The organism is Flavobacterium sp., from assembly GCF_044368995.1.
Lineage (GTDB): Bacteria > Bacteroidota > Bacteroidia > Flavobacteriales > Flavobacteriaceae > Flavobacterium.
Window position 1 is genome coordinate 1 of record NZ_JBIPMS010000091.1, and the last position, 7052, is coordinate 7052.

Here is a 7052-nt window from a genome sequence, read left to right on the forward strand (position 1 = left end):
TCAAAGAATCAACTGCCGCTAAAACAGCAATAATAGAAAAAATCCCAACAGTTACTCCAAGTAGAGAAAGAAATGTTCGTAATTTATTACTTCTCAAAGCATTAAAAGCAAAAGCAAAACTTTCTTTAAGTAAACGTATATATAGTATCATAAAAATTAATATCTTCAATATTTGTAGTCAAAAGCCACTATTTGTTACAATTTTTACTGGAAAATTATTTGAAAATGTTACTCATTTACAGAATGGATTTATTGGATTATCTTATTCAAATTGTTACTTTTGCAGTTCAAAACAAACAACAACATAATGACTCACACAAAACAAATTAAATCAGCATTAATTTCTGTATTTGATAAAACGGGTTTAGAACCTATCATCAAAGCCCTTCACCAAAATAATGTAACTATTTATTCTACAGGTGGAACTGAAGATTTTATTAAAAGTTTGCAAGTTCCTGTTGTGGCTGTAGAAGATGTAACTTCTTATCCTTCTATTTTAGGCGGAAGAGTAAAAACATTGCATCCGAAGATATTTGGTGGTATTTTAAACCGTCAGGATCATGAAGGCGATGTGGCACAAATGACAGAATTTAATATTCCGCAAATTGATTTGGTAATTGTGGATTTATATCCGTTTGAAAAAACAGTAGCTTCTGGGGCCAGTGAAGGAGATAGTATTGAAAAAATTGATATTGGTGGGATTTCATTAATTCGCGCAGCAGCTAAAAATTTTAAAGATACCGTAATTGTAGCATCAGTGGATGAATATGCTACTTTTTTAAATTTTTATACTGAAAATCAAGGTGCTACTTCTATTGAACAAAGAAAATTATTAGCTACAAAAGCCTTTCATACCTCATCAAATTATGACACTGCTATTTTTAATTATTTCAATACTGAAGACATATATTTAAAAATTAGCGAGGAAAAAGGACAAATATTGCGTTATGGTGAAAACCCACATCAAAAAGGATTTTTCTTTGGTGATTTTGATAAAATGTTTACAAAATTACACGGAAAAGAACTATCATACAATAATTTGTTGGATGTTGATGCCTCGGTTAATTTAATTAATGAATTTAAACATAACGACCCTACTTTTGCGATTTTAAAACACAATAACGCTTGTGGTATAGCTACAAGAGCTACTATGAAAGAAGCTTATTTAGATGCTTTAGCTGGCGATCCTACTTCCGCATTTGGTGGCGTACTGATTGCAAATGGAAACATTGATTTGGCTACCGCAGAAGAAATAAATAAATTGTTTTGCGAAGTGGTTATTGCCCCTTCCTACGAACAAGAAGCTATTGAAATTTTAGAAGAAAAAAAGAACCGAATCATATTAGTAATTAACGATGTTGCTTTACCTGCTAAAAATATTCGAACTTGTTTAAATGGCGTTTTAGTTCAAGATAAAGATAACATTACCGATTCCGTAGAAATATTGAAAACGGCCACGAAAACTGCACCAACAGCAGAAGAAATTGAAGATTTATTATTCGCTTCAAAAATATGTAAACATACCAAATCAAATACCATTGTTTTTGCAAAAAATCGCCAATTATGCGCTTCTGGAACTGGACAAACCTCGAGAGTAGACGCCTTAAATCAAGCGATTGAAAAAGCCAAAACGTTTGATTTCGATTTAACTGGAGCAGTTATGGCAAGTGATGCTTTTTTTCCATTTCCAGACTGTGTAGAAATTGCAAATAAAGCAGGAATTACAGCTATTATTCAGCCAGGAGGTTCTATAAAGGACGAATTAAGTATTTCCTATTGTAACGCTAATAATGTGGCGATGGTGATGACTGGTGTGCGCCATTTTAAACACTAAAAAACGCTAAAAAAAAAAGCTATTTTAAAACGCATTAAAAAATATTTTTTTAATGCGTTTTTATTTTAAATAATTCCAATTTTATTTTATACTTTTGTTAGTTGAATAGATTTACACAAAATACTAAACCCTTCTAATAAATATGGGATTTTTTGACTTTATGACTGAGGACATTGCAATTGACCTTGGTACCGCAAATACACTAATAATTCACAACGATAAAGTTGTTATAGACTGTCCTTCAATTGTTGCGAGAGATCGAATAACTGGGAAAATAATTGCTGTTGGAAAAGAAGCCAACATGATGCAAGGAAAAACCCACGAAAATATAAAAACAATTCGTCCACTAAAAGATGGCGTAATTGCCGATTTTGATGCGTCTGAAAAAATGCTTCAAATGTTAATTAAAAGCATTCCTGCATTAAAGAAAAAACTTTTTACTCCTGCACTTCGTTTGGTAATTTGTATTCCTTCTGGAATTACAGAAGTGGAAATGCGAGCTGTAAAAGAATCTGCAGAACGTGTTAACGGAAAAGAAGTGTATTTAATTCACGAACCAATGGCTGCGGCAATTGGTATTGGAATTGACATTATGCAACCGAAAGGAAACATGATTGTAGATATAGGTGGTGGAACTACAGAAATTGCCGTGATTGCTTTAGCAGGTATTGTTTGTGATAAATCTGTAAAAATTGCTGGTGACGTATTTACCAACGATATCATTTATTACATGAGAACACAACACAATTTATTTGTGGGAGAAACTACTGCAGAAAAAATTAAAATACAAATTGGTGCCGCAATCGAAGACTTAGAAAGTCCTCCTGAAGACATGTCGGTTCAAGGGCGTGATTTATTAACAGGAAAACCAAAACAAGTGGACGTTTCTTACAGAGAAATTGCCAAAGCATTAGATAAATCTATTCAAAGAATTGAAGACGCTATTATGGAAACGTTGTCTCAAACACCTCCAGAATTAGCAGCAGATATTTACAATACTGGTATTTATTTAGCTGGTGGTGGATCAATGCTTAGAGGTTTAGACAAACGGATTTCATTAAAAACGGATTTACCAGTGTACATCGCCGAAGACCCATTAAGAGCGGTTGTAAGAGGAACTGGAATGACGCTCAAAAACTTAGCGAAGTACAAAAATATTTTAATTAAATAAGCACGTAATACATGCAGCAAATAATAATTTTTCTTATTAAAAACAGCTATAAATTGCTGTTTTTGCTGCTTTTGGGTATTTCATTAACGCTTACAATTAAATCACATTCTTACCATAGAAGCCAGTATATTAATTCTTCAAATGCTTTTTCAGGTTATACGTATAGCCAAATAAACAGTGTAAAAGAATACTTTGGACTGCAACAAAAAAACGAAGATTTAGCCAGAGAAAATGCCCGATTAAAAGAAATTTTATTCAATAAAAAAGATACCCTTTTAGAAAGCAAAATTGTAGTTCCAAATATTTTATCGGATTTTGTAGTAAGACAAGCAAAAGTGATAAAGAATTCTTATACCAAACAAGAAAACTTTCTAACATTAAGCAAAGGGTTTTTCGAAGGTCTGAAAACCGATATGGCAGTTATTAGCGATAAAGGTGTAGTAGGAATTATAGAAAAAACTTCTAAAAATTACGCTACAGTTATTAGTATTCTGCACACGAAAAATCCCTTAAACGGAAAAATTAAAAATTCGGATCATTTTGGCTCAATTACTTGGGATGGTAAAAATGCCGGATATGTGCAACTTATTGATGTACCAAAATTAGCGACATTAAAAAAAGGTGATACTATTGTTACTGGAGCGCAATCTGCCATATTTCCTGAAAATATTCCAATTGGAAAAATTGAGCAAATATTTGCAGAAAAAACCAGTAACAAATTCGTAATCAATGTAAGACTTTTCAACGACATGACGTCACTTGGCTATGTATATGTTATTGAAAATAAGAAGAAAAAAGAGAAAGAAACATTAGAAGCAGAAACAGAAAAAGATCCATCAAAGCAATAATGAATAGTAACTTCATTTTAAATTTAATTCGTTTTATTGTTTTACTAACAATACAAATTGTTGTGCTTGAACAGGTGAAATTAGCAGGTTGGATCAATCCTTATTTATACATACTTTTTATTATTTTATATCCAATTAACTCAAATAAATCTGGTTTTATTGCCGCAAGTTTTTGTTTGGGTTTAACTATGGATTTGTTTTGTGACAGTGGTGGTGTTCATGCAACCGCCTCATTACTTTTAGCATACTTTAGACCTTTTTTCTTAAAATTTGCATTTGGATTGAGTTATGAATACCAGACCATCAGAATTGCTGATAAATTATCTGTAGATCGATTTACTTTTATCATATCTGCAATAGTATTTCATCATTTTATACTTTTTTGTTTAGAATTATATCGATTGGATTTGTTTTTTGAAATTATCTCGCGTACAATTTTAAGCACCATTTTCACATTTGCAATATGCATTATTAGTATTTACTTGATTAAACCTAATAAACGATGAGAAAGACTTTGTTACCAACCCTTATCATTATATCAGCTATCCTGTTATTGGTTCGTCTTTTTTATTTACAAATTATTGATGATACTTTAAAAATAAAATCGGAAAATAATGCCATAAAAATAAAATTCGATTTCCCTGAAAGAGGTTATATTTATGACCGAAACGGAAAACTGTTAGTAGCCAATCAGCCATCTTATGATATTATGGTTGTTCCAAAAGAAGTAAAAGATATTGATACACTTGAATTTTGTAAAATACTTCAAATTACAAAAGATGAATTTTTAGAAAAAATTGGTAAAGCCAAAATTTATAGTCCAAGATTACCCTCCCTTTTTCTTTCACAATTAAATAAAATGGAATTTGCTGGTTTTCAAGAAAAAATAAGAAAATACAATGGTTTTTATATTCAAAAACGATCTTTAAGAGAGTATCAAACAAAACATGGTGCTAATATTTTCGGATTTATTACTCAAGTAAATGATGCTATTATAAAAGACAATCCTTATTATAAAAGCGGCGATTTAATTGGCAGACAAGGTGTTGAAGAAGCTTACGAAGAAATGTTACGTGGTGTAAAAGGTGTGAAATATATTCTAAAAGACAAACACAATAGAGAAATTGGTTCTTATAAAGAAGGGAAATTTGATACCATTGCAAAACAAGGTAGCGATGTAATTTTAGCTATTGATGGAGAATTACAAAAATACGGCGAAGAATTAATGGTAAACAAACGTGGCGGAATTGTAGCTATTGAGCCTAGTACTGGTGAAATTTTAGCCTTAATAACCGCGCCTTCTTATGATCCAGCTTTATTAGTTGGCAGACAACGTTCAAAAAATTATACAAAATTATATAATGATTCCATTGCTAAACCTTTATTCGACAGGGGCTTATTAGGAGAATTTCCTCCAGGCTCTCCATTTAAAATTCTTACAGGTTTAGTAGGTTTGCAAGAAGGGGTAATTGATACCCAAACGTCATTTACGTGTAATCATGGATTTTCATATGGTCGTGGGGCGTTTATGCGTTGTCACTGTCCGGGCGGCGTGATACAATTAAATTTTGGAATTTATAAATCTTGCAATACCTATTTTGCAAACGTTTATAAACGCACAATTGAGAAATACAAAAGACCAAAAGACGGCGTTGACGCATGGGCTAATCACCTAAAAAGTTTTGGTTTAGGAAAATTTATGGGATACGATTTACCTCCTGGAAGAAAAGGACATATTCCTACCTCAAAATTTTATGAGCATTTTTATCCAAATGGTGGTTGGCGTTCTACTACTATTATTTCAAATTCAATTGGTCAAGGTGAAGTTTCTATGACGCCAATACAATTGGCAAATATGATGGCAACTATTGCTAATAGAGGATATTATTACACCCCTCACATTATCAAAACTATAAAAGGGAAAAAAATAGATTCAAAATACACCACCAAACATGTTACAACTATTAACAGAAGGCATTTTGACGCAATAGTAAATGGTTTGTTTGATGTTTACAACAGAGGGACGGCTTTTGGATTGGGCATTGAAGGTATGGAAATTTGTGGAAAAACAGGAACTGCTGAAAATTTTGCTAAAATAAATGGAAAGCGAGTACAATTAGAAGATCATTCTGAATTTGTAGCTTTTGCACCTAGAATACGGCCTAAAATTGCTATTGCAGTGATTGTTGAAAATGGGCATTTTGGAAATACTTGGGCAGGACCTATAGCTACACTGATGATTGAAAAATATTTAAATAAAAAAATTACTCGTACAGACTTAGAAAAAAGAATGTTAGAAGGAAACTTAAATTGGCAATATCGAAAACTTTATCCAAGTAAAGATTCTATTTACAAGCCAAAATTAGATAAAACAGATTCGATTCGAATGAAATTAAAATCTAAAAAAGAAGCAGAAACAGAAAAGAAAAAAGAAACAGAAAAGAAAAAAGTGACGGTAAACAAAAAATAATTATATTTTTAAACATCCAAAATATTTCCAAAGCAAAACGGAAAATAAACACAAATGAAAAACCAAGATATTAGTAATTCCATCGATTGGATAACCGTTTTATTATACTTCATCCTTGTAGTATTTGGATGGATGACTATATATTCTGTTACCGTTCCTGCTAATCAAGAATATACTTTTGATTTTAGTTTAAATTATGGAAGGCAAATGATTTTCATGCTTATTTCTGTACCAATAATATTTTCTATTCTATTTATAGATTCAAAAATTTTTGAACGATTTTCTTCAGTATTTTATGGAATTGGAATTGCCTTACTTTTGGGGTTATTTGTATTTGGAGTGAGCAAAAAAGGGCAAACCAACTGGTACCAATTTGGAAGTTTTGGGTTTCAACCTTCAGAATTTGTTAAAACTGCTGTAGCTTTGCTTTTATCAAAATATTTGAGTGATGCGCAAGTAAATTTAGCTAAAAAGAATTTTCAATATATAGCGTTTGCAATTATTGGACTTCCTGTTTTGTTAATTTTATTACAACCAGATACAGGAAGTGCCATGATTTTTTTATCCTTAATATTTGTCTTATTCAGAGAAGGATTACCTGTTTGGTATTTGTGGACTGGAGCCATTTCAATTGCCACTTTCCTTTTAGCGCTAATAATAAAACCCATTTACTTAATTTCATTTATTGGAATATTTATGGTGATTCATTTTATATTTAATCGACTGATT

At 31.5% G+C, this 7052-nt stretch carries 6 protein-coding genes and 1 pseudogene; 6 read left to right on the forward strand and 1 reads right to left on the reverse strand.

From position 1 onward, the window contains the following. Positions 1 to 151, reverse strand: a pseudogene (locus tag ACIQ2I_RS06955) (ABC transporter permease); the annotation flags it as partial. A 156-nt stretch (positions 152 to 307) separates the two neighbouring features. Here ACIQ2I_RS06955 and purH point away from each other — a divergent pair. From purH to rodA, 6 genes are all read left to right on the forward strand, one after another. Then, positions 308 to 1834 (forward strand): bifunctional phosphoribosylaminoimidazolecarboxamide formyltransferase/IMP cyclohydrolase, encoded by a 1527-nt coding sequence (gene purH / locus ACIQ2I_RS06960; protein WP_396181705.1) that lies wholly within the window; start codon positions 308 to 310, stop codon positions 1832 to 1834. Between the two features lie 142 nt (positions 1835 to 1976). Continuing rightward, a complete protein-coding gene (locus ACIQ2I_RS06965; RefSeq protein ID WP_291240904.1) occupies positions 1977 to 3005 on the forward strand; it encodes a rod shape-determining protein in 1029 nt (342 codons plus the stop codon). Positions 3006 to 3016: 11 nt separating this feature from the next. Next, positions 3017 to 3853, forward strand: a complete 837-nt coding sequence (gene mreC, locus ACIQ2I_RS06970) for a rod shape-determining protein MreC (protein ID WP_396181706.1) — start codon at positions 3017 to 3019, stop codon at positions 3851 to 3853. After that, positions 3853 to 4359 carry a rod shape-determining protein MreD gene (locus tag ACIQ2I_RS06975; protein ID WP_396181707.1) on the forward strand — a complete coding sequence of 169 codons (507 nt, stop codon included), beginning with the start codon at positions 3853 to 3855 and terminating at the stop codon, positions 4357 to 4359. The genes mreC and ACIQ2I_RS06975 overlap by 1 nt, the downstream gene beginning before the upstream one ends. Beyond that, positions 4356 to 6323, forward strand: coding sequence for a penicillin-binding protein 2 (gene mrdA / locus ACIQ2I_RS06980; protein ID WP_396181708.1), 1968 nt, complete (start codon positions 4356 to 4358; stop codon positions 6321 to 6323). Before ACIQ2I_RS06975 ends, mrdA begins: the two co-directional genes overlap by 4 nt. A gap of 54 nt (positions 6324 to 6377) precedes the next feature. After that, a partial coding sequence (gene rodA, locus ACIQ2I_RS06985) for a rod shape-determining protein RodA (RefSeq protein ID WP_396181709.1) occupies positions 6378 to 7052 on the forward strand: 675 nt, incomplete at its 3' end.

Excerpts from the sequence above, each read along its gene's own strand:
- purH (WP_396181705.1), top strand. The coding sequence starts at position 308 with ATGACTCACACAAAACAAATTAAATCAGCATTAATTTCTGTATTTGAT.
- ACIQ2I_RS06975 (WP_396181707.1), top strand. The coding sequence starts at position 3,853 with ATGAATAGTAACTTCATTTTAAATTTAATTCGTTTTATTGTTTTACTA.
- ACIQ2I_RS06965 (WP_291240904.1), top strand. The coding sequence starts at position 1,977 with ATGGGATTTTTTGACTTTATGACTGAGGACATTGCAATTGACCTTGGT.
- mreC (WP_396181706.1), top strand. The coding sequence starts at position 3,017 with ATGCAGCAAATAATAATTTTTCTTATTAAAAACAGCTATAAATTGCTG.
- mrdA (WP_396181708.1), top strand. The coding sequence starts at position 4,356 with ATGAGAAAGACTTTGTTACCAACCCTTATCATTATATCAGCTATCCTG.